Genomic DNA, 20,675 nt, shown 5'->3' with positions numbered 1-20,675 from the left:
AATGGAACGGCGGACGGAGACCCAGGCTCTCCCACGGGCTTGGTGTCCCAAAGGTGCGTCGGTCTTCCATCCGCCACCGCGATCGGCATTACAGCCTCGATAGCGGATAAAGGGAAGTTACAAAGGTGCCCGAAGGGCGGATGAGGGGGGCCGCGGGCGCAATGTTGGATGTAGCTCTCAAACCGCCGGGCACTTGTCCGTATTCGAATAATCCACAGTCCCATCGGCCTTAAACACCTCCGGGTTCTTCGTGTAGAACGGCCCGACCACCAGCGGCTTGCTGGGTAGCATAGCCGCCTGATCGACATCGGAGACGAACTGCGTCTGCAGTTCCTGCAGCGTCTTGCCATCGGCGGCCACCAGCTTGATCTTTGCCCCGTAAGGTTTGTCCTTGCGCACGCAATGGATTGCAGGGCTCTGCAGCGTGATCTTGTCCCAGGCGGGAAAGATCTTTTCCTGCAGCACGATCGGATCGCCGCCCGCCGGGTCCTCGAATTCAGCAATCGCCACCGTCCCATCCGGGATCGGCGAGGTCTTGCGCAGCGTCACCAGATAGGTGGCGGTCGCCACGCGGTAGTTGAAGACGAAGATGTGGCCGGATACCTCGACCATCTTCTCCATCTCGCGCTGGCAGCCTGCGATCAGCAGGGCCGAAAGGCCGAGCGCGGCAATCGCGTTGATCTTCATGGCGTCTCCTCCTTCTTGCGCCGGTAGTGGCGGCTGGCCTTCGCCCGGTTGCCGCAGACGGTCATGTCGCACCAGGCACGGCTTCTGTTCTTGCTGCGGTCGATGAACAGCCAGCGGCAGTTGCGGCAGATCTTCATTCTCTCGGGATCAGGCATGGCGATCAGCCGCAGCGCCGAATGCGCCGTCGCCGCGTCGAGCCCGCCCGGCGCAGCCCCGCGCAATGCGGCGGCAATCCGCTCAAGCAGATCGGCCAGAAGGCCACCATCATCCTCACCGGCCACGCGGCTGCGAAAATAGCGGTCGGTAGCCTCGCGCAGGCTGAGAAAGGCCGGGCGGTTCGCTGCTTTGACCGGCATCATATCACCGAACAGAGCCCGCTCGGCGCAAAACGCCGCCGCCGCGGCCGGAAAGCTGTCGAGTTGATCGGGTGTTGCGAAGCGATCGATGCTCTGCCCGGCGTCATGGCGCAGGATCACGCTGTTGGCGACATCAAGCGCGAGCGCGCCTCCGGAAAAGCGGTGTTGGGTCCAGGTGAAGCTCATGATGAAAATATAACTGGTAAAAGCCATTTTGCCAGTTATTATTTTACCGGAAATCCGGAGGACTGGAATGGCCTATCTTCTGCAGCAGCTGGCGAATGCGGTGCCTCTTGCGGCACTCTACGCCGCGCTGGCCTTCGGCTATGCGATCGCCTTCGGCGTCACCAAGCGAGCCGACATCACCTATGGGGCGATGTTCGCCTTTGCCGGGCAGATGCTGCTGCTGTTTACCGACTTCGCCTATAACCGCCTGTGGCTGATCCTGCCCGCGGCGCTGGCGATCGGCGTTGCCATGTCCTTCGTCTATTCGCTGCTGACGGGCTTCTGGATCGGCCGCAGCATCATGCAGCCTCTGGTGCGCCGTTCCGCCAACACCGTGATCGTCGCCGCACTCGGCGTCACCATCCTGTTGATGGAGACCGCAAGGCTGGCGTCGGAGACCCGCGAGATCTGGCTGCCGCCGCTGCTGAACGGCACTGTGGTGTTCTGGAGCGATGCCGCTTTCAAGGTGACGCTGACCTATATCCAGCTGCTCAATACGGGATTGATGATCCTATTGATTGGGGTGGGAACGCTGATCCTGCGCCGCACATCGCTCGGGCGCATCTGGCGGGCTGTCACCGACGATCCCATGGCCGCAGAACTCTGCGGCACCAGCGCCAGCAAGGTATTCCTCGTCGCTTATGTCGCCGCTGCCTTCGTGGCGACGGTCTGCGGCATCCTCACCACCTTCTATTACGGCTCGATGGATTTCGGCGCCGGCCTGCTGTTCGGCCTAAAGGTGCTGATGATTTCGGCTGCAGGCGGCTATTCCGATCCGTTGAAATCGGCGGGCGGGGCGGCAGGCATCGGCTTTGCCGAAACTCTCTGGACCGCCTACGGCCCGTTCCTCTGGCGCGACTTCGTCGTCTTTTCGCTGCTGGTCTTCCTGCTGGTCATGAGCAGGCGCGAGCGGGCGATACCTTGACTTTCAGTTTCTAACTGCAACCGGCCCGTGAGCCGGTTGCGATTTCAGACGCATATGGCTATGCGGCTTGGATTAGCATCCAAGTCACTGCTCGGCCGGCGTAGGGAGGCATCATGTTGCCTTTGGCAATAGGAGCGGTTGTGGTGGGAGTGCTGGTGACTTTCCACACGCCGCTTTCCGGGCATTTCTGGCCGGTGCTTGCTGTAGTTCCGATCGACATCGCTATTCTCCTTTCTCCCGCCGGTTGACTTTTCAGTCGCAAAAGAACAGCATGTCGAGGCTGTCAAAAGCACTCGAACAAAGAGGCGGCGGGACCGCTTTTGTGTTCTGTGGGTGAATCGAGCTGGAACTCGATTCACCCAATTCCATATTCTCCCCGCTTATTTTTACGGTCAACGACGATTCGCAATTTGCATCGCCGTGGATAAGCTCGAATTTACAATGCTGCACTGCGACGAAGGCTTTGTTGACCTACATGTAGTGCCTGCGGCAATTAATCGCATAGATATGGTATGTGCGCAAGATCGATTCTTGAGCGATGTCACGCGAACAATCCTGTGAATAACCGATTATCCACAAGTCATTCACAGGGTTTCAACAGCTGGACTCACTTCCACTTGTCGCGGGCGACATCGTCGCTGCGTTTGGACTCGATCCATTCGCCGGTCTTGCCGTCCTTGCCATACTCCTTCTTCCAGAAGGGCGCTGACGTTTTCAGGTAATCCATGACGAAGTTCGCACCGTCGAAGGCGGCTTGGCGATGCGGGGCTGCGGCGATGACGAGGACAATGTTTTCGCCGGCGGCGATCTTGCCGAAGCGGTGGATGGCGGTCAGGCCGTTGAGATTGAAACGCTCGATCGCGAGATTGGCAATCCGCGTCATCTCGGCTTCGGCCATGCCGGGGTAATGTTCCAGCTCCAGCGCGTCCAGCGTCCCGCCTTCGTCGCGGCAGAGGCCGGTGAAGGTGACGATGGCGCCGATGCCGGGGTTGCCCTTGGAGAGCAGGTTGAGCTCGCGCTGCAGGTCAAAGTCTTCGCGCTGGACGCGGATGGTGGGGGAGGTGGTCATTGGTGCAGTTCTCGCCTTGATCCGCTGGGCTCGCCAGATTCTCCCTCATTCCTGTGCTTGTCACAGGAATCCAGCCACCGCGCGTCTGCGCGGTGAATGACTCCGAATGAAGACAAATGTCTCTCGCGCCCAAGGACTTGGGCGCACTGGATTCCTGTGACAAGCACAGGAATGAGGGGGAGATTGGGGTGTGCGATCCTGCCCATCATCAGCTTTCCGGGTGCGAGCAGTCGTCGCTTCTCACCCACCCGTCATCGGCGGAAAGATCCCGATCTCGCGGGGCGTGCCGATCGGTTCGTCGTGCTCCACATGCTCCTGATCGAGCGCCACGCGGATAACGTTTTCATATTGAAGCGCGGTCTCATACTCTTCGCCCAAGCCCTTCAGATGACTCAGAAGATCGGCGACGGTGACGACGAAGGCGGGGAGATCGATCTCCTCCTCGCTCTTGCCGATCCGCTCGCGCACCCAGGCGAAATAGACGAGACGCGTCATCACTCTTCGTCCACGATATGCTTCAGGCCGGCGCGGAAATAGTCGTAGCCGGTATAGATCGTCAGGATTGCCGCGACCCAGAGCAGGCCGATGCCGATCTGCGTCGTGTAGGGCAGCACGGCGTCACCGGCCGGGCCTGCCAGCAGGAAGGCGATGGCGACCAGCTGCAGCGTCGTCTTCCACTTGGCGATCCGCGTCACGGGAACGCTGACCTTCAGCGCCGCCAGATATTCGCGCAGCCCGGAGACCAGGATTTCGCGGCAGAGAATGATGATCGCCGCCCAGATCGACCAGCCGGCAATCGTGCCATCAGCGGCAACCAGCAGCAGGATCGAGGCGACCAGCAGCTTGTCGGCGATCGGATCGAGCATGCGGCCGATATTCGAAGTCTGGTTCCAGATGCGCGCCAGATAGCCATCGAGAAAGTCGGTGACCGAGGCGATGACGAAGATCCAGAAGGCGACCCAGCGGGCGAGATCCGAGCTCTGCAGCCGTCCCTCGACGAAGAAGCAGATGACGATCAGCGGCACCGCAAGAATGCGTCCGTAGGTCAGCAGGTTCGGGATATTGTATGCGCGCGATGCCATGAATCTGTTCTCTGAAATGATGTGCCCGTAGATGACGGCTTTGGCCCTCGACCGTCAACATTCTTTCTGGTTTTCGCTGTCCTTTGCGTGGAATTTGCGACCGTGACAGCCTATTTCGCGGCGTCGTCGTGAAAATGATTGTAGACCACCTTGGCGACCGCCTCCGAAATACCCTCGACCGCCATCAGATCCGAAAGCGCGGCGCGCGAGACGGCCTTGGCCGTGCCGAAATGCTGCAGCAGCGCGCGCTTGCGCGACGGGCCGATGCCGCCGATCTCGTCGAGCGGGTTCTTGACCATTTCCTTCTTGCGCCGCGCCCGGTGCGAGCCGATCGCGAAGCGGTGCGCCTCGTCGCGCATGCGCTGGATGAAATAGAGCACCGGATCGCGCGGCGGCAGCGAGAAGCTTTCCTTGCCCGGCGGAAAGAAGCGTTCGCGCCCTGCTTCGCGGTCGACACCCTTGGCGACGCCGATGGCGATGACGCTGTCGGTGATGCCGAGTTCTTCGAGGATCGCCCTGACAGCCGTCATCTGCCCTTGGCCGCCGTCGATGAGGATGACGTCGGGCCAGGCAGGGAAGGGCATGTCGGCGGCGTCGATGCCGGCAGCAGCGGGCTGCGAACGATCAGGAATGCCTTCTTCCTTGATCAGCCGCTGGAAGCGCCGGGTCATCACTTCCTTCATCATCCCGAAGTCGTCGCCGGGGGTGATGTCGGTCGATTTGATGTTGAATTTCCGGTACTGGTTCTTCACGAAGCCCTCAGGCCCCGCGACCACCATGCCGCCCACCGCATTGGTGCCCATGATATGCGAGTTGTCGTAAATCTCGACGCGTTGCGGCACATAGGGAAGGTTGAAGGTGGTCTTGAAACCGTCGAGTAGCCGTGACTGCGATGCGGTTTCGGCGAGCTTGCGGCCATGCGCCTCGCGGGCATTACCGACGACGTGATCGACCAGGTCGCGCTTCTCGCCACGCTGCGGCACGAGGATCGAGACTTTGTGCCCGGCCTTCTCGCCGAGGGCGGCCGACAGCAGCTCCATCTCCTCCACCGTTTCCGACAGCATGATCTGCTTCGGTACCGGCTTGTCGTCGTAGAACTGCGCCAGGAAGGCACTCAACACTTCGGCGCTCGTCAGCTGCGGGTCGGCTTTCGGGAAATAGGCGCGGTTGCCCCAGTTCTGTCCGGTGCGGAAGAAGAACACCTGAATACAGGAAATCCCACCTTCGTGGTGGATCGCGAAGACATCGGCCTCTTCGACACCGGCAGGATTGATGCCCTGATGGCTGGAAACATGCGACAGCGAGGCGAGGCGATCGCGATAGACGGCGGCGCGCTCGAAATCGAGATCCTCGGCGGCGGCATTCATCGCTTCCGCCATATGCGCCTTCACCTTCTGGCTCTTGCCGGACAGAAAGTCCTTCGCCTCCTGCACCAATTCACCATAGCCGGCATCGCTGACCTCGTGGGTACATGGCCCCGAACAGCGCTTGATCTGGTAGAGAAGACAGGGGCGGGTGCGCGTCTCGAAGACGCTGTCCGTACAGGTGCGGATCAGGAAGGCGCGCTGCAGCGAATTGATCGTGCGGCCGACGGCGCCAGCAGATGCAAAGGGTCCGAAATACTCGCCCTTGCGGGCACGCGCGCCGCGATGCTTGAAGATGGCCGGTGCTCGGTGATCTCCAGTGATCAGGATATAGGGAAACGACTTGTCGTCGCGCAGCAGCACATTAAAGCGCGGCCGCAGGCGCTTGATCAGATTCGCTTCGAGAAGCAGCGCCTCGATTTCCGTGCGGGTGGTGACGAATTCCATGTGGGCCGTCTGGCGGACCATCTGGGCGATGCGGTTCGAGTGGACGCGCCCCATCGCATAGTTGCTGACGCGCTTCTTCAGGCTTCGCGCCTTGCCGACATAGAGCACGTCGCCATCGGCATTGAACATGCGATAGACGCCCGGGCTGTTCGGCAGCCGCTTGACGAATTCGCCGATCAGCTCCTGGCCGATCAGGCCGGTTTCGTTGATCCCGCCCTCGTTCCAGTCGATCCCGGCCGAAATCGGCGAGGCGGAAGGTTCACCTTCCACCTCGATATCGTCTTCGTTCTCGTCGGCTTCATCATAAAGAACACCGCCATCCGGCAGCTTCTTGGCATTCATTCCTTGATCTCCAGCACATCCGGCGTCTGCCACGCGAGATGCTGGCCGCCGTCGAGTGCAATCATCTGGCCTGTGACCGAGGGCGTTTCGAACAGAAAACGAATCGTCCGTCCGAATTCCTCCAGTTCAGGACCTCTCTTCAAGATAAGGGCTGCGACCTGCGCTTGGAAGTCTTCTTGCCGTTGCCGCTCGCTTGGAATCGACGGCCCGGGGCCGATGGCATTGACCCGGATGCGCGGCGCCAGCGCCTGCGCCATGGTTTGCGTCGCCGTCCAGAGCGCCGATTTCGACAGCGTATAGGAGTAGAAGCTCGGCCGGAGCGCCCAGACGCGCTGATCGATGATGTTGACGATCAGCCCATCGGCAGCCTGCGGCAGCTGCTCGGCGAATTTCGCAGCCAGAATCGACGGCGCCCTGAGATGGACGGCAAAATGCTCTTCCCATATCCCGGCATCGAAGGCCCGCAGCGAATCCTCGTGGAAAATCGAGGCGTTGTTGACGAGCAGATCGAGCGGTCCAAGCGCGTCGGAGGCCTTTTGAATCAGCTTTTCCGTCTCATTTATTTTTGTGAGGTCGCCCTGGACCGCAACGGCCCGATGACCGCTTTGCCGCAATTCCGCCGCAAACTCCTCCGCCTCGGCGAGCGAGCCGTTGGCATGGATGGCAACCGAAAAGCCGTTATCTGCCAAATCCTTGGCAATGGCGCGTCCTATTCTTTTGGCTGCACCTGTTATCAGGGCTGCCCTAAGTCTCTTCTCGCTCAAAAGCTTGCCTTCTTAACCCGTGATTCTAGGTGCTTCCTATATAGGGGCGGGTACACATTAGATAAATAGGGTGCCGCGATTGCGCTGTGGGTGGCGATATTCTATGTATTATTTGAGAATATAGATCGGTAAAATAAGTATTCATGATTTAACCATTCGTTATGGTTAATAAATAGTCTGTTGCGCTATAGCAACATCGAATTTCAGCCACCCCGCCGCCACAATCATTTCACAATTTGGCTCTTTCAAATCCGCAATTGGGCTCCACTTTCACCCTCGATCCGAGAGGGACATCTAGTAATTGCTCGCGAATGCTTCGGTGTAAAACAGTTGACGAAGAGCGCGGGACTGAAAGGAGACAAGTATGCGTACACTCATTGCTAGCCTGATGGCTTCTGCCTTCGTCGTAGCCGGGTTCACCGCTGCAAACGCTGCCGATGCAGTTGACCAGGTCCCGGAAGCTCCGGTAGCCCAGAACGAGCCGGTTACCCCGGCCGGTAACTGGGAAGGCTTCTACCTCGGCGGTGCAGGCACCTACAACATGGGTGACTTCAACAACAGCCGTAACGGCTACGCCATGGGCGGTCAGCTGTACACGGGCTACAACTGGCAGGCTGGCCAGATCGTTTACGGTGTTGAAGCCGACCTCGGCTATTCCGGCCTTGATCACTCGGCTGGCGGCATCACCGAAAAGAACCGTTTCAACGGCTCCGTTCGTGGCCGCGTCGGTTACGACCTGAACCCCTTCCTGCTGTACGGCACGGCCGGTCTGGCTGCGACCAACAACAAGGTTAGCGGTCTCGGCGACTCTGATAGCAAGATGGCTTACGGCTACACCGTCGGCGTTGGTGCAGAAGCTTTCGTCACGAGCAACATCACGGCTCGCGTCGAATACCGCTTCAGCGACTACCAGGACAAGGACTACAATCTGGGCGGCACGAACGTTTCGCGCGGCTATGACGAACAGAGCGTCAAGGTCGGTATCGGCGTAAAGTTCTAATCAGATCATCTGATCAACGAAAAAGCCGGGGTTTTGCCCCGGCTTTTTTGTGTCTGATTATTGCGGCTTGAAATCGGAATAGGTGGGGAATTTCTTCTCGAATGTCCGCAGCCAGCCGATCAGTTCCGAGTGATCGGCCTCCCACTGTCCCTTGAAGCGCAGATCGAGATAGCCGATCGTCGCGGCAAGAGCGAAATGGCCGCCATGCAGCTTCTTGCCGAGTTTCGGCGGATGGGCGCTGATATGGTTCAGGCCGCTGACGGCCTTCTTCCACTGCCGGTCGATCCAGGGTTGGTGGATTTTTTCCTCATCGCGGAAGCGGCGCTCATAGACGATCGCCAGCAGGCAGTCGCAGATGCCGTCGCAGAGCGCTTCGAGGATCTCGGCCTCGGTGCGCTTGCCGTTCTTTTCCGGATAGAGCTTCCGTTTCTTCAGCCGGTGGAAATAGTGCATGATGGCGATGCTGTCGAAAACCGACGTGCCATCGTCGGTCAAAAGCGTCGGGATCTTTCCGAGCGGATTGTTATCGACGAGGATCGCCGGACCGGCATTGGTGTCGACGCGAATCTCGGTGACATCGAGCTCGAGATAATGCGCCGCCATGCGCACCTTGCTGGAGTAGGGCGATGTCGTGGCGCAGAGAAGCTTCATGTTTCACCTGTGAAAATGCATTGGCGCGGCGGACTATTCCGCACGCTGCCGTCATGGTCAATCGTTTGCGACAGCCTTCTCTTCACCGCGAAGCCAGAAGGCACGGTGCGACGCATAGCGGTCCTGAGCCATGATATCCTTGAGGGCAGGGAGCATGCGGTGCAGCTCGTCCTTCAGCGTGAAGGGCGGATTGACGATGATCAGCCCCGAGCCGGTCAGCCCGGTAATGCCGCGGTCGCTGCGCACGCTGAGTTCGGCGCAGAGGATTTTCGGAATGCCGGTCGCCTGCAGTGCCTCGTGGAATTCCTTGACCGGCGCGCCCTTCTTCAGCGGGTACCACAGGCAGTAGGTGCCGCCTGGAAAACGCCGATAACCCTTGACCAGACCATCGACCAGCCGGTCGTATTCGCCATCCTCTTCGAACGGCGGATCGACCAGAACCATGCCGCGCTTTTCCTTCGGCGGCAGATGCGCGCCGAGCGACAGCCAGCCGTCGAGCTCGGTGATACGAACGTGATGATCGCCCTCGAAGAGGCGGTGCAGCCGCGCGAAATCCTCGGGATGCAGCTCCATCGCCGACAACCGGTCCTGCGGCCGAAACAGCATGCGCGAAAGCTTTGGCGAACCGGGATAATAGCGGATACCACTGTCAGGATTGAGCTCGCGAACCGCCGAGAGATAAGGCTCCAGCAATTCGGCGACCTGCGGATCCAGATCGGCTTCCATGAGTTTGCCGATGCCGGTCTGCCATTCGCCGGTCTTCTGCGCCTCTTCGGAAGACAGGTCGTAAAAACCGATGCCGCCATGCGTATCGAGCACGCGGAAGGCGGCGTCCTTCTTCTGCAGATAGCGGATCAGCCGGGCCTGAATGGCGTGTTTCAGCACATCGGCAAAATTGCCCGCATGATAGATATGGCGGTAGTTCATCGTTGCTGATGCCTGTCATGAATTCGCCTGATCGGCGCACTTTCCGGCTTTTGGCCGCTTTCCGGTTGGCATATAGAAATCACATGAACATTGCGACCCCCATTCACGCCAAATCCCGGGTCGGGCACACGGCCTGTCCCCACGACTGTCCATCCACCTGCGCGCTGGAGGTCGATATCACCGACGACGGCCGGATTGGGCGCGTGCGCGGCGCGGGCGACCACAGCTACACCTCGGGCGTCATCTGCGCCAAGGTGGCGCGCTATGCCGAGCGTCTCTATCATCCCGACAGGCTGATGCACCCGCAGCGCCGCAAGGGCGCCAAGGGGGCGGGGAGCTGGCAGCAGATTTCCTGGGACGACGCGCTGGATGAAATTGCCAATGCCTTCGTCAAGGCGGAAGCCAGGCACGGCAGCGAAGCGGTCTGGCCCTATTTCTATGCAGGGACCATGGGCTGGGTACAGCGCGATTCGATCGAGCGCCTGCGCCACGCCAAGCGCTATTCCGGCTTCTTCTCGTCGATCTGCACCAATCCCGCCTGGACCGGCTTTACCATGGCGACCGGTACGCTGCGCGGCCCGGATCCCCGCGAGATGGCCCGCACCGATTGCGTCGTCATCTGGGGGACGAATGCGGTTGCGACGCAGGTCAACGTTATGACCCACGCCATCAAGTCGCGCAAGGAACGCGGCGCCAAGATCGTCGTCGTCGATATCTACGACAACCCGACGATGAAGCAGGCCGATATGGCGCTGATCGTCAGGCCCGGCACCGATGCCGCACTCGCCTGCGCCGTCATGCATGTCGCCTTCCGCGACGGCTATGCCGACCGGGCCTATATGGCGAAATTCGCCGACGATCCCGCCGGTCTCGAAGCGCATCTGAAGACCAAGACTCCGGAATGGGCGGCTGCGATCACTGGTCTCTCCATCGGCGAGATCGAGGCGTTCGCAGCCCTCGTCGGCCAGACCACGAAGACCTTCTTCCGCCTCGGCTACGGCTTTACTCGCCAGCGCAACGGCGCGGTCGCCATGCATGCGGCGGCCTCGATCGCCACCGTGCTCGGCTCCTGGCAATATGAGGGCGGCGGCGCCTTCCATTCGAACAGCGATATCTTCCGCATGAACAATGCAGAACTGACCGGCAAGTCGATGAAGGATGCGGATATCCGCATGATCGACCAGTCGCAGATCGGCCGGGCGCTGACCGGCGATGCCGTGGCGCTCCGCCATCGCGGCCCGGTGACCGCGATGCTGATCCAGAACACCAATCCCGTGAATATTGCCCCCGAACAGCGCCTCGTGAAGCAGGGCTTTGCCCGCGACGATCTCTTTGTTGCCGTCCACGAGCAGTTCATGACCGATACCGCCGAGACGGCCGATATCGTCATCCCCGCCACGATGTTCGTCGAGCATGACGATATCTACCGCGCCGGCGGCCAGAACCACATCCTGCTCGGCCCCAAGCTGGTCGAGCCGCCGGAAACCGTGCGCAGCAACCTCTTCGTCATCGAGGAGCTGGCAAAGCGCCTCGGCGTCTCCGATCGCCCGGGCTTCGGCTTCACGGCGCGTGACATGGTGGATCGCGTCCTGAAGGACAGCAATCTTCCCGATTACGACTATTTCCTCGAACACAAGTGGTTCGACCGCCAGCCGGATTTCGACGACGCGCATTTCCTGAATGGTTTCGCCCATGCCGACGGCAAGTTCCATTTCCGTCCGGACTGGGTAAACGGCGCCGCACCGAACAAGCCGCCCGCAGCCGTCGGCGCCCTTGGCCCGCACGAGGAGCTGCCGCAATTTCCGGATCAGGTCGATGTCATCGAACTGGCCGACGCTGAGCATCCGTTCCGGCTCGCCACCTCTCCGGCCCGCAACTTCCTGAATTCGAGCTTCGCCGAGACCAAGACCTCGCGGCAGAAGGAGGGACGCCCGGAACTGATGGTCAATCCTGAGGATGCGCTGGCACATGGCTTGGAAGCCGGTGATCTCGTCCGTATCGGCAACACCAGAGGCGACCTGCGTATCCACGTGAAGGTCACCGAGGAAGTGAAGCCCGGCGTTCTGATCGCCGAGGGACTGTGGCCGAACAAGGCACATGTCGATGGCGAGGGCATCAATGTGCTCACCGGCGCCGATCCTGTTGCGCCCTATGGCGGTGCTGCCGTCCACGACAACAAGGTCTGGCTACGCAAGGACGCCGCATGACGAAATTCGAGAAGGCTGGCGCGAAAATCGTCAGCGAAACCGTGCTCTCCAGGGGCTGGACCAAGCTCAGCGCCTACAAGATCGATTACACGGATTCGGACGGCATCACCCACCGCCTCGACCGCGAGGTCTATCACCGCACGCCCGCCGCAACGATCCTGCTCCATGATCCCAAACGCGGCACCGTCGTGCTCGTGCGCCAATACCGATTGCCGCCGGACCTCCACGGCGAGGCGTCCTTCCTGTTCGAAACCCCGGCCGGGCTGCTGGATGGCGACGAACCGGAAGCCGCGATCCGCCGCGAAGCGATGGAAGAGACCGGCTTTCAGGTCCGCGATATCCGGTTCCTGTTCAAGGCCTATAGTTCGCCCGGTTCCAACAGCGAAGTGGTGCACTTCTTCGCCGCCGAGATCGACACGTCGGATCGCGTTTCCGATGGCGGCGGGCTGGCGGAGGAGCATGAAGATATCGAAGTGCTGGAAATCCCGCTCGATGACGCGCTTGTTATGATCGGAAGCGGCGAAATTCTGGATATGAAGACCATCATCCTGCTGCAGTGGGCAGCGATGAACAGAGAGACGTGGCGTTAGCCGGAAAATAATGGCGCGCTCCGGCGTTTCATCCGCCTGTCACGAATCCGGCCTATGCGCTGCGGTTTGTCCCCGCCTTGCCCCAATCAGGAGAAAACCATGTGGCTCAGTAATTTCACGCTCGTCCTTCCCGGTGAAATCATCAGCCAAGGCTCGGTGCGGGTCGAGGATGGCGTCATCGCCGAAATTCGCGACGAGGCTGTCGCGGGTGCTGCCATCGATGGTGGCGGACGGTTTCTGATGCCGGGTTTCGTCGATCTGCATGGCGACATGATCGAGCGCGAGATCGCGCCGCGCCCGAACGCGATGATGCCGATCGATTTCGGTATCCATGAGCTCGACAAGAAGCTCGCAGCCGCCGGCGTCACCACGGCCTATGCGGCGATCTCCTTTGCCACCGAAAGTGTCTACGGCCACGTCCGTTCGCTGGAAACGACCTCCGCCGTCATCGAAGGCATCAACCGGCTGCGCAATTCGCTGCTGATCGACCACAAGGTTCACGCCCGCTACGAGATCACCAATGTCGGCGCTGCTCCGGCGCTGGAGAAGCTGCTCGCCGCCGATCAGGTCGATATGGTGTCGCTGACTGACCACACGCCGGGGCAGGGGCAATACAACAATATCGAAGCCTACGTCACCAGCATGTCGGAGCGCCGCGCCATCACCAGAGAGATGGCGCTCGAAGTCGTCCAGAAGCGCATCGCCATGCGCGAGGATCCGACAATCGACGTCAAGCTGCGCGAGATCGTCGCGCTGTCGCTGCGCCACAAGCTGTCGCTGGCCTCGCACGACGACGACAGCGCCGCCAAGGTGGCCGAAATGCATGATCTCGGCGTGACGATCAGCGAATTCCCGGTGACGCTCGATGCCGCCGAGGAAGCCCGCCGTCGTGGCCTGTGGACGCTGATGGGCGCGCCGAACGCGCTCCGCGGTCAGTCGATGTCCGGCAATCTGAGCGCGCTTGACGCCGCAAGCGCCGGCCTCTTGTCCGTTATCGCTGCCGATTACCACCCGGCCGCATTCGTCCCCGGCATCTTCAAGATCGCCGACGCGATGGAAGGCAATTTGCCGGCAGCCGTTGCCATGGCAACGTCGAACGCAGCGCGTTCTGCGGGCCTCCTGGATCGCGGCGAGATCGCCATCGGCCAACGCGCCGATCTCGTGGCGGTCGAGAAGGGCGACGTGCACCGCATTCGCGCCACGTTCCGGGCGGGGCGGTTCGTCTATAGCGACGGGACGCTGCATCCGCTTCAGGCGATCGCGGCCTAATCATGAAAGCAGCGGCACGCCTTCGCGCGCTGCCGCTGCGATCAATTGCTTGTCCAGTGTGGCGAGCGGTAGCTTGGATTCGATTGCCAACGCCAGATAGGCCGCGTCGTAGGCGGTGAGCTGATGCCGCTCTGCTAGGTCGAGAATCATGTCGTCGCTCGACGAGCGCCGCGTGAAGATGCTCAGTCCACGCAAGAGTTTCACACCCTCACAAGCCTTGTCGAAGTCGATCCGATTGCGCTTTCTGGCCATCATCAGGACATTGCGCACTTCATGCCACAGCAAGTCGGGAGCAATGGCATCAGAGGTTTGAAGGTGAACGAACGCGGCAGCCGCGACCGATGAGCTTTCGTCTGGGAGAACCCAGCTGCAGACAACAGAGGAATCGACGACGAATTTGGCCGTCATCGCCGGCCGGTCGCCTTCCATTCCGCAATTTCCTCCTGCGTGATGGCAGGCATTGTCTTCCGGAAGGCACGGATGGCCTCTATCGCTTGCCTGCGCTTCTCGCCATCCGCAACGACCGCAGCCATCTTGGCCACCGGCATCCCGTCGCGAACGATGACAATCTCCTCGCCCGCTTCGACCATGGCAAGAAGCTCAGCGAGCGTTGTATCATCTATGCTGACGGTTATCGTCATGCGCGTGCTCCATCGATAGCGGAGCCATGATGATCCGCATCAGCGGACCGGTCAACCGTTACCCGATCAGCGAAATCACCCGGTCCGTCCCCGCCGAAGCCGCACTACCGCTCCCGACAGCCTTGCCGCCTTCCATCCGCACCTTGCCCTCGGCAAACAGGCGGAGCGCCTGCGGATAGAGCTGGTGCTCAACGGTCAGCACGCGGCCTGCCAGGGCATCCGCGGTATCGCCTGATAGCACCGGCACAGCTGCCTGGCCGATCACCGGGCCTTCGTCCATGCCCTCGGTGACGAAATGCACGGTGCAGCCGGCGATGCGCATGCCGGCGTCGATGGCGCGCTGGTGGGTGTGGAGGCCCGGGAAGAGCGGCAGCAGGGACGGGTGGATGTTGATCATCCGGCCCTCGTAACGCTGGATGAAGGTAGCGCTCAAAAGGCGCATGTAGCCGGCGAGGCAGAGGATATCAGGCGACAGCGTATCGAGCGCTTCGAAGATCGCAGCCTCGTGGGCGTCCTTGCTGGCATAGTCCTTGCGCGCGAAGGCGAAGGTCGGGATGCCCTCGGCAGCGGCCTTGGCGAGGCCGCCCGCATCAGGCTTGTCCGAGATGACACCGACGATCTCGGCCGGAAAGTCCGCAGCCTTGGCGGCCGCGACCAGCGCCATCATGTTGGAGCCGCTGCCGGAAATGAAGACGACAGCGCGTTTGCGCGGTGTGCTCATAGGCCGAGCGTACCCTGATATTGCGTGCCCTGGGCACCTTCGGCGCGGGCAATCATCCGGCCGAGAACGACGATCTTTTCGCCTTCGGCTTCCAGGGCCTTGGTGACGGCTTCGACGTTTTCAGGCGAGACAACGGCGATCATGCCGACGCCGCAGTTGAAGGTGCGCAGCATTTCCTTGGCTTCGACGCCGCCGGTCTTGGCAAGCCACGAGAACACGGCCGGAACCTTCACAGCAGACAGGTCGATTTCGGCAGCCAGATGCTTCGGCAGAACGCGCGGAATATTCTCGGGGAAGCCGCCGCCGGTGATGTGGGCGAGCGCCTTGATCGCCTTGGTCTCGCGGATCGCCTTCAGGAGCGGCTTCACATAGATGCGGGTCGGCGTCAGCAGCGCTTCGCCGAGCTTCTTGCCGTCGGCAAAGGGTGCCGGTGCATCCCAGCCGAGGCCGGAAAGTTCGACGATCTTGCGCACCAGCGAGAAGCCGTTGGAGTGAACGCCGGAGGAGGCGAGGCCGAGAATGATGTCGCCTTCGGCAATGTCGCCAGCCGGAAGAAGTTCGCCGCGCTCGGCAGCGCCGACGGCAAAGCCTGCGAGGTCATAGTCGCCGGAGGAATACATGCCCGGCATTTCGGCGGTTTCGCCGCCGATCAGCGCGCAGCCTGCGTCACGGCAGCCGGCGGCAATACCTTCGACGATCGCCGCACCCTGGTTCGGGTCGAGCTTGCCGGTGGCGAAATAGTCGAGGAAGAACAGCGGTTCGGCGCCCTGGACGACGAGGTCGTTGACGCACATGGCGACGAGGTCGATGCCGACGGTGTCGTGATAGTCGGCGTCGATGGCGATCTTCAGCTTGGTGCCGACGCCGTCATTGGCGGCGACGAGAACCGGATCCTTGAAGCCAGCGGCCTTGAGATCGAAGAGGCCGCCGAAGCCGCCGATCTCGCCGTCTGCACCCGGGCGGCGCGTCGAGCGCACGGCGGGCTTGATCTTCTCCACCATCAGGTTGCCGGCATCGATATCGACGCCTGCATCGCTATAGGTCAGACCGTTTTTTCCAGACTGGCTCATGCTGATCTCCGATGGCTGGTTCAGGCGGGATTTAACCCTGTGTCACATGCGGGTCGCAATTGCATGAGAGTGCGCTTTATGCAAGGCGGTGCATGGAGAAAAGCCCCAATTTCCCGCTCTTTTCATAGGCGCGGCGCGGTTTTTCGGCAGCAGGGTTGACCATCTTCCGGGCCGCATCCTATGTGCTTGAAAGGTGGTTGCGGCTGAAACCGCGCCGCGATGCGGGATGAACGGGGTAATCGATGCCAAATCAGGTCAGCGGAACAAGTCTGAAGCGCCAGGTCTTCTTCTGGCTCGGCGTGCTCGTTTTCTTCATCCTCTTCCTGCTGGTTTTCAGCTCCATCCTGCTGCCGTTCCTGGCAGGCATGGCGATCGCCTATTTCCTTGATCCGGTCGCCGACAGGCTGCAGCGCATCGGCCTCAGCCGCATGATGGCGACGGTGGTCATTCTCGTGTCCTTCGTTCTGCTGATCGTCGTGGCACTGATGACGCTGATCCCGATCCTGGCGAGCCAGTTCACCGACTTCGCCGGCAAGTTCCCGGGCTATATCGATCAGCTGCAGCAGTTCATCACCACCTCGCAGAACTCGCTGCTGCCGGAATGGATCAAGAGCCAGCTCGGCACCATCAAAAACAATTTCTCCGAGATCCTGTCGCAGGGCGTCGGCTTCATGACTGGCCTTTTCGCGCAGATCTGGAGCTCCGGCCTCGCGGTCGTCAACCTGATCTCGTTGCTGATCGTCACGCCCGTCGTCGCCTTCTACATGCTGCTCGACTGGGACCGCATGGTGGCGCAGATCGACCGCTACATCCCGCGCGATTACGTTGCCAATGTCCACCAGATCGCCCGCGAGATCGATCAGGCGATTGCCGGTTTCATTCGCGGGCAGGGCTCGCTCTGCCTGATCCTCGGCATCTATTATGCTGTCGGCCTGTCGCTGGTCGGCCTCAATTTCGGCCTGCTGATCGGCCTCTTCGCCGGCATGATCAGCTTCATCCCTTACGTCGGCTCGATGCTCGGCCTGCTGATCGCCGTCGGCGTCGCCATCGTGCAGTTCTGGCCGGATTATATCTGGGTCGGCGCCGTGCTCGCGGTCTTCTTCAGCGGCCAGTTCCTGGAAGGCAACATTCTGCAGCCGAAGCTCGTCGGACATAGCGTCGGCCTGCATCCGGTCTGGCTGATGTTCGCGCTCTTTGCTTTCGGCGCGCTATTCGGCTTCGTCGGCCTGCTGATTGCCGTACCGGCCGCCGCCGCCGTCGGCGTTCTTGTCCGCTTCGCGCTGTCGCGCTACCTTGAGAGTGATCTTTACGCGGGTCAGTCGAAGCCATCTGTTATCCGCAAGTCCAAAGCCGACACGAAATGAACGACGTAAAGCGCAAGGCGGGAGAGCAGCTTCCGCTGGTCTTTTCTCATGATACCGCAAGCGGGCGCGACGATCTCCTGATCTCCGACCGGCTGAGTGCCGCCGTCACCATCGTCGATGCCTGGCCGCAATGGCCGTCGCCGGTTGTCATCCTCGCCGGTCCGGTAGGCTCGGGAAAGTCGCATCTGGCAAGCATCTGGAAAGAGCATAGCAGCGCCACCAGCATTCATCCGAAGGCCGGGGCGCAGGCGGCGATCGCGGCTGCCAATGGCCCGGTGCTGTTCGAGGACGTCGATCGCGAAGGCTTCGACGATACCGAGCTCTTCCATGTCATCAACAGCGTACGCGAAAACGGCCACAGCCTGATGATGACCAGCCGTCTTTGGCCGATGTCTTGGCCAGTGGAGCTTGCCGATCTGCGCTCGCGGCTGAAGGCGGCGACCGTCGTCGAGATCGGCGAGCCCGACGAAGAGTTGCTGTCGCAGGTCATCGTCAAGCTGTTTGCCGACCGCCAGCTTAATATAGATGACAAACTCGTGCTCTATATCGTCAACAGGATGGAACGCTCGCTGAATGCCGCTCAGACGATCGTCGAGCGGCTCGACCGGCTGGCATGGTCGCGGGGGACCAAGATCACCCGGGCGATGGCGGCTGAAGTATTGAATGAATTGGGAAATTCAGGCCCGCTCGATTGACTGTCACAGTTCCGTCGTGAAACTGATATAATTCGCAGGGACGAATAAACGGGACGGACCGACATATGGACAGTGCAGTTGCCGAGCATCAGGAACCGAAGCCGGAAGCGCCGTCCGCCGTCCCCCCGCTGGAAGAGTTGCTCTCAAGCCCGGAGCGCTTCATCAACCGTGAATTCTCCTGGCTGCAGTTCAATCGCCGCGTCCTTGAAGAAACGCTGAATACCGAGCATCCGCTGCTCGAGCGCGTCCGCTTCCTGTCGATCTCGGCGGCCAACCTCGACGAATTCTTTATGGTCCGCGTCGCGGGTCTGGAGGCGCAGGTCCGCCAGAACATCGCGGTCCGCACGCCCGATGGCAAGACGCCGGCCGAGCAGCTGGACGCCATCCTGCAGGAAATCGACAATCTGCAGATGGAGCAGCAGGCCTCGCTCGCGGTGCTCCAGCAATATCTGGCCCGCGAAGACATCCTGATCGTCCGCCCGGGCGCGCTGAGCGACGTCGATCGCCAATGGCTGGCAACCGAATTCGAACAGGCGATCTTCCCGGTGCTGACGCCGCTGTCGATCGACCCGGCGCATCCGTTTCCGTTCATTCCGAACCTCGGCTTCTCGATCGGCTTGCAGCTGACCAGCAAGCATGGCCGCGAGCCGATGACGGCGCTGCTGCGCCTGCCGCCGGCGCTCGACCGCTTTGTCCGCCTGCCCGATGACGGCAACACCATCCGCTACATCACGCTCGAAGACGTCGCGAACATCTTTATCCACCGGCTCTACCCGGGCTATGAGGTGCAGGGTTCTGGTACCTTCCGCATCATCAGAGACAGCGATATCGAAGTCGAGGAAGAAGCTGAAGACCTCGTGCGCTTCTTTGAGACGGCGCTGAAGCGTCGCCGCCGCGGCAAGGCGATCCGCATCGAGACCGATTCCGAAATGCCGCCCTCGCTCCGCCAATTCGTCGTCCAGGCGATGGCCGTTCCCGACAATCGCGTCGCCGTTCTTCCCGGTCTCCTGGCGCTGAACACCCTGTCGGAGATCACCAAGGCGCCGCGCGACGATCTCCGTTTTCAACCTTACAACGCCCGATTTCCCGAGCGCGTCCGCGAACATGCCGGTGATTGCTTCGCCGCCATCCGCGAAAAGGACATGGTGGTCCACCATCCCTACGAGTCTTTCGACGTGGTGGTCCAGTTCCTGCTCCAGGCTGCGCGCGATCCTGATGTCCTGGCGATAAAGCAGACGCTTTACCGCACTTCGAACGACAGCCCGATCGTGCGTGCGCTGATCGATGCTGCCGAATCCGGCAAGTCGGTGACGGCGCTAGTCGAGCTCAAGGCGCGTTTCGACGAGGAAGCCAACATCCGCTGGGCCCGCGACCTCGAGCGTGCAGGCGTGCAGGTTGTCTTCGGCTTCATCGAACTGAAGACCCATTCGAAGATGTCGCTGGTCGTACGCCGCGAGGAGGGCAAGCTGCGCAGCTACTGCCATCTCGGCACCGGCAACTATCACCCGATCACGGCGAAAATCTACACCGACCTGTCCTTCTTCACCTGCAATCCCGTCATCGCCCATGATATGGCGAACATCTTCAATTTCATCACCGGTTATGGCGAACCCGAAGAGAGCATGAAGCTCGCGGTCTCGCCCTATACGCTGCGCTCGCGCATCCTTCGCCATATCGACGAAGAGATCATGCACGCCAAGAACGGCGCCCCGGCGGCGATCTGGATGAAGATGAATGCGCTTGTCGACCCCGAGATCATCGACGCGCTCTATACGGCAAGCCATGCTGGCGTCGAGATCGATCTCGTCGTGCGAGGCATCTGCTGCCTGCGTCCGCAGTTGCCGGGTCTGTCGGAAAACATCCGCGTCAAGTCGATCGTCGGGCGCTTCCTGGAGCACAGCCGCATCTTCTGCTTCGGCAATGGTTATGGCCTGCCGTCGGACAAGGCGCTGGTCTATATCGGCTCGGCCGACATGATGCCGCGCAATCTCGACCGACGCGTCGAAACGCTGGTGCCGCTCACCAATCCGACTGTGCATGAACAGGTTCTGTCCCAGATCATGCTGGGCAATATCATTGACAATCAGCAAAGCTACGAGATATTGCCCGACGGAACGTCTAGGCGCATGGAGGTGCGCAAGGGCGAGGAGCCGTTCAACGCGCAGCAGTATTTCATGACAAACCCCAGCCTTTCCGGCCGCGGTGAAGCCCTGAAATCCAGTGCGCCCAAGCTGATCGCCGGTCTGCTTTCCGGCCGGACCAAGAGATAACTGGACCTG

General features: G+C 61.0%; 22 protein-coding genes. 9 read left to right on the top strand and 13 right to left on the bottom strand.

Features of this window, described 5'->3' with window-relative positions:
• Positions 1 to 177 precede the first annotated feature (177 nt).
• Positions 178 to 687, bottom strand: a complete 510-nt coding sequence (locus AC1DIJ_RS20230) for a hypothetical protein (RefSeq protein ID WP_112389551.1) — start codon at positions 685 to 687, stop codon at positions 178 to 180.
• Positions 684 to 1,229, bottom strand: a complete 546-nt coding sequence (locus AC1DIJ_RS20225; protein ID WP_112389738.1) for a CGNR zinc finger domain-containing protein — start codon at positions 1,227 to 1,229, stop codon at positions 684 to 686. Before AC1DIJ_RS20225 ends, AC1DIJ_RS20230 begins: the two co-directional genes overlap by 4 nt.
• 67 nt (positions 1,230 to 1,296) lie before the next feature.
• Between AC1DIJ_RS20225 and AC1DIJ_RS20220 the strand changes: the two genes are divergently transcribed.
• Together AC1DIJ_RS20220 and AC1DIJ_RS20215 are read left to right on the top strand one after the other, a co-directional pair.
• A complete protein-coding gene (locus AC1DIJ_RS20220) occupies positions 1,297 to 2,193 on the top strand; it encodes a branched-chain amino acid ABC transporter permease (protein WP_112389552.1) in 897 nt (298 codons plus the stop codon).
• A gap of 113 nt (positions 2,194 to 2,306) precedes the next feature.
• On the top strand, positions 2,307 to 2,441 hold the full coding sequence (locus AC1DIJ_RS20215; protein WP_477831528.1) for a hypothetical protein: 135 nt from the start codon (positions 2,307 to 2,309) through the stop codon (positions 2,439 to 2,441).
• 359 nt (positions 2,442 to 2,800) lie between these two features.
• Here the strand turns inward: AC1DIJ_RS20215 and AC1DIJ_RS20210 are convergent, their stop codons facing one another.
• The 5 genes from AC1DIJ_RS20210 to AC1DIJ_RS20190 all read right to left on the bottom strand — a co-directional run bounded on the left by AC1DIJ_RS20210 (position 2,801) and on the right by AC1DIJ_RS20190 (position 7,261).
• Positions 2,801 to 3,262, bottom strand: a complete 462-nt coding sequence (locus tag AC1DIJ_RS20210; protein ID WP_112389553.1) for a molybdenum cofactor biosynthesis protein MoaE — start codon at positions 3,260 to 3,262, stop codon at positions 2,801 to 2,803.
• Positions 3,263 to 3,502: 240 nt separating this feature from the next.
• Positions 3,503 to 3,757, bottom strand: a complete 255-nt coding sequence (moaD, locus tag AC1DIJ_RS20205) for a molybdopterin converting factor subunit 1 (RefSeq protein WP_112389554.1) — start codon at positions 3,755 to 3,757, stop codon at positions 3,503 to 3,505.
• Positions 3,757 to 4,344: a CDP-diacylglycerol--glycerol-3-phosphate 3-phosphatidyltransferase gene (pgsA, locus tag AC1DIJ_RS20200; RefSeq protein WP_112389555.1), complete on the bottom strand. Its 588-nt coding sequence runs from the start codon at positions 4,342 to 4,344 to the stop codon at positions 3,757 to 3,759. The genes moaD and pgsA overlap by 1 nt, the downstream gene beginning before the upstream one ends.
• 110 nt (positions 4,345 to 4,454) lie before the next feature.
• Entirely contained in the window at positions 4,455 to 6,497 is a 2,043-nt protein-coding gene (gene uvrC, locus AC1DIJ_RS20195) for an excinuclease ABC subunit UvrC (protein ID WP_112389556.1), read from the bottom strand.
• Complete coding sequence (locus AC1DIJ_RS20190) at positions 6,494 to 7,261, bottom strand: SDR family oxidoreductase (RefSeq protein ID WP_112389557.1); 768 nt, start codon at positions 7,259 to 7,261, stop codon at positions 6,494 to 6,496. The genes uvrC and AC1DIJ_RS20190 overlap by 4 nt, the downstream gene beginning before the upstream one ends.
• Before the next feature lie 364 nt (positions 7,262 to 7,625).
• Between AC1DIJ_RS20190 and AC1DIJ_RS20185 the strand changes: the two genes are divergently transcribed.
• On the top strand, positions 7,626 to 8,261 hold the full coding sequence (locus AC1DIJ_RS20185) for an outer membrane protein (RefSeq protein ID WP_112389558.1): 636 nt from the start codon (positions 7,626 to 7,628) through the stop codon (positions 8,259 to 8,261).
• A 57-nt stretch (positions 8,262 to 8,318) separates the two neighbouring features.
• Here the strand turns inward: AC1DIJ_RS20185 and AC1DIJ_RS20180 are convergent, their stop codons facing one another.
• Positions 8,319 to 8,912, bottom strand: a complete 594-nt coding sequence (locus AC1DIJ_RS20180) for a glutathione S-transferase (protein ID WP_112389559.1) — start codon at positions 8,910 to 8,912, stop codon at positions 8,319 to 8,321.
• Positions 8,913 to 8,969: 57 nt separating this feature from the next.
• On the bottom strand, positions 8,970 to 9,839 hold the full coding sequence (locus AC1DIJ_RS20175) for a 23S rRNA (adenine(2030)-N(6))-methyltransferase RlmJ (protein WP_112389560.1): 870 nt from the start codon (positions 9,837 to 9,839) through the stop codon (positions 8,970 to 8,972).
• A gap of 83 nt (positions 9,840 to 9,922) precedes the next feature.
• Here AC1DIJ_RS20175 and AC1DIJ_RS20170 point away from each other — a divergent pair, with 83 nt between their 5' ends.
• The 3 genes from AC1DIJ_RS20170 to AC1DIJ_RS20160 all read left to right on the top strand — a co-directional run bounded on the left by AC1DIJ_RS20170 (position 9,923) and on the right by AC1DIJ_RS20160 (position 13,905).
• Positions 9,923 to 12,046, top strand: a complete 2,124-nt coding sequence (locus AC1DIJ_RS20170; RefSeq protein WP_112389739.1) for a molybdopterin oxidoreductase family protein — start codon at positions 9,923 to 9,925, stop codon at positions 12,044 to 12,046.
• Positions 12,043 to 12,636, top strand: a complete 594-nt coding sequence (locus AC1DIJ_RS20165; RefSeq protein ID WP_112389561.1) for an NUDIX domain-containing protein — start codon at positions 12,043 to 12,045, stop codon at positions 12,634 to 12,636. The genes AC1DIJ_RS20170 and AC1DIJ_RS20165 overlap by 4 nt, the downstream gene beginning before the upstream one ends.
• A gap of 99 nt (positions 12,637 to 12,735) precedes the next feature.
• On the top strand, positions 12,736 to 13,905 hold the full coding sequence (locus AC1DIJ_RS20160) for an alpha-D-ribose 1-methylphosphonate 5-triphosphate diphosphatase (RefSeq protein WP_112389562.1): 1,170 nt from the start codon (positions 12,736 to 12,738) through the stop codon (positions 13,903 to 13,905).
• Here AC1DIJ_RS20160 and AC1DIJ_RS20155 read toward each other — a convergent pair whose 3' ends face one another.
• From AC1DIJ_RS20155 to purM, 4 genes are read right to left on the bottom strand one after another with little or no spacing between them, the layout of a single operon-like run.
• Positions 13,906 to 14,334 (bottom strand): type II toxin-antitoxin system VapC family toxin, encoded by a 429-nt coding sequence (locus AC1DIJ_RS20155; RefSeq protein ID WP_477831527.1) that lies wholly within the window; start codon positions 14,332 to 14,334, stop codon positions 13,906 to 13,908.
• The gene (locus AC1DIJ_RS20150) at positions 14,310 to 14,546 is read right to left on the bottom strand and encodes a type II toxin-antitoxin system Phd/YefM family antitoxin (RefSeq protein WP_112389563.1); all 237 of its coding nucleotides are present in this window, start codon (positions 14,544 to 14,546) and stop codon (positions 14,310 to 14,312) included. The genes AC1DIJ_RS20155 and AC1DIJ_RS20150 overlap by 25 nt, the downstream gene beginning before the upstream one ends.
• Positions 14,547 to 14,604: 58 nt before the next feature.
• Positions 14,605 to 15,267: a phosphoribosylglycinamide formyltransferase gene (purN, locus tag AC1DIJ_RS20145; protein ID WP_112389564.1), complete on the bottom strand. Its 663-nt coding sequence runs from the start codon at positions 15,265 to 15,267 to the stop codon at positions 14,605 to 14,607.
• Positions 15,264 to 16,337, bottom strand: coding sequence for a phosphoribosylformylglycinamidine cyclo-ligase (purM, locus tag AC1DIJ_RS20140; RefSeq protein ID WP_112389565.1), 1,074 nt, complete (start codon positions 16,335 to 16,337; stop codon positions 15,264 to 15,266). The genes purN and purM overlap by 4 nt, the downstream gene beginning before the upstream one ends.
• A gap of 242 nt (positions 16,338 to 16,579) precedes the next feature.
• On the opposite strand from purM, the gene AC1DIJ_RS20135 reads away from it, so the two are divergent.
• From AC1DIJ_RS20135 to AC1DIJ_RS20125, 3 genes are all read left to right on the top strand, one after another.
• Positions 16,580 to 17,701, top strand: a complete 1,122-nt coding sequence (locus AC1DIJ_RS20135) for an AI-2E family transporter (RefSeq protein WP_112389566.1) — start codon at positions 16,580 to 16,582, stop codon at positions 17,699 to 17,701.
• Entirely contained in the window at positions 17,698 to 18,396 is a 699-nt protein-coding gene (gene hdaA, locus AC1DIJ_RS20130; protein WP_112389567.1) for a DnaA regulatory inactivator HdaA, read from the top strand. Before AC1DIJ_RS20135 ends, hdaA begins: the two co-directional genes overlap by 4 nt.
• Positions 18,397 to 18,461: 65 nt before the next feature.
• Positions 18,462 to 20,666 (top strand): RNA degradosome polyphosphate kinase, encoded by a 2,205-nt coding sequence (locus AC1DIJ_RS20125; protein WP_112389568.1) that lies wholly within the window; start codon positions 18,462 to 18,464, stop codon positions 20,664 to 20,666.
• Positions 20,667 to 20,675 lie beyond the last annotated feature (9 nt).

The organism is Rhizobium sp. 10N427 (assembly GCF_056394605.1).
Note: the sequence above shows the minus strand (reverse complement) of the source record. Positions and strands in the feature narration are given on the sequence as shown.